The organism is Kitasatospora sp. NPDC057500 (assembly GCF_042802195.1).
Classification (GTDB): Bacteria; Actinomycetota; Actinomycetes; order Streptomycetales; family Streptomycetaceae; genus Kitasatospora.
This window is the reverse complement of the sequence record NZ_JBHVER010000441.1, coordinates 1-1,422: the sequence shown is the minus strand read 5'-3', so window position 1 is coordinate 1,422 and position 1,422 is coordinate 1. Positions and strand designations below refer to the sequence as shown.

2 protein-coding genes are annotated in these 1,422 nt (G+C 69.0%); both read left to right on the top strand.

The window, feature by feature from the left end:
- Positions 1-132 precede the first annotated feature (132 nt).
- Complete coding sequence (locus ACFU74_RS37285; protein ID WP_380764579.1) at positions 133-480, top strand: hypothetical protein; 348 nt, start codon at positions 133-135, stop codon at positions 478-480.
- Positions 481-613: 133 nt separating this feature from the next.
- The gene (locus ACFU74_RS37280) at positions 614-1,372 is read left to right on the top strand and encodes an HU family DNA-binding protein (protein WP_380764578.1); all 759 of its coding nucleotides are present in this window, start codon (positions 614-616) and stop codon (positions 1,370-1,372) included.
- The last annotated feature ends 50 nt before the right edge of the window (positions 1,373-1,422 follow it).

The window sequence follows — 1,422 nt, the reverse complement described above, 5'->3', positions numbered from 1 at the left end:
CTCGGGGGGGCGGGCCATCCGGCGTTCCGGGCGAGGAGTTGTGCCCGTCCGACGCCCCCGGATTGGGGATTCGGTTTTGCGACGGAGGCCCCCGCAGCATGCACAACTGCGCGTAGATGGCACAATCAGTGCATGCACCGGCACCATGAACCTCCGTACGCGGGCGGCGAACCCGCGTCACCGGAGTCCACGGGCCGGGGATCCGAACGCCGAATTGACGATCGGCCGGACGCCGCAACCTCACCTGCTGAGGGGCCGGACGACCCGGAAGTCGCAGCGCTCTTCGCGCTTGTGGCCGAGCGGTTGAAGCAAGCTCACGACCGCGTGCATGCGCTGAACGTGTCTGCCGATGCAAAGACCGCTCTCACCCGTCAACTGCTCATCGTCACGGAGACCGCCAAGCGCGATCTTCCGGAGGCGGCGCGGCGGTTGAGTCGCTTTGTGCAGGACCTCGACGAGGGGCGCCCGCCCGTCGACTGAGGTCGCCGACGCGCAAATCCATTGCGACACTAGGGTGATTCGCGCGTTTGGTAATTGAAAGTCCGCAGATACATACCTAACGTGCGAAATGAACGGATGGAATCATCCGGCGCCCGTTTCCGAAGGGGAAGACGTGAACAAGGCTCAGCTTGTCGAAGCGGTGGCCGAGCAGCTGGGCGGTCGCAAGGCTGCCGCAGAGGCCGTCGACGCAGTGCTCGACACCATGGTGCGCGCCGTCGTGGCCGGCGACCGCGTTTCGGTCACCGGTTTCGGCACCTTTGAGAAGGTGGAGCGCTCCGCGCGCTTCGCCCGCAACCCGCAGACCGGTGAGAAGGTCAAGGTCAAGAAGACCTCGGTGCCCCGCTTCCGTCCGGGCCAGGGCTTCAAGGACCTGGTCAGCGGCGCCAAGAAGCTGCCGAAGGAAGGCCCCTCGGTGAAGAAGGCCCCCAAGGGCTCCCTCACCCCGGGCAAGAGCGGCGTCGCCGCGACCCCGGCCGCCAAGCGGGCCGCCACCAAGCGTGCCGCCACCGCCGCCGCTGCTGCCGCCGCGACCCCGGCCAAGAAGGCCGCCGCCAAGAAGGCGACCGCCACCAAGGCGACCGCCACCAGGGCGACCGCCACGAAGACGGCCGCCACCCCGGCGAAGAAGGCGACGGCCGCCGCCAAGAAGGCGACCGCCACCAAGAAGGCCACCACCACCGCCGCCGCGAAGAAGACCACCGCGACCGCGACCAAGAAGACCGCGGCCGCCGCCAAGAAGGCGACGACCACGGCCGCCGCCAAGAAGACCACCGCGACCGCCAAGAAGGCGACCGCCACGGCCAAGAAGACGGCGCCGGCGAAGAAGACCGCCACCCGCAAGACCACCGCGCGCAAGACCTCCGCCAAGTAGTCGCCGCGCGCGTCCTCGCCGGACGGCCTTCAAGAGCCGTGGCACCGCCC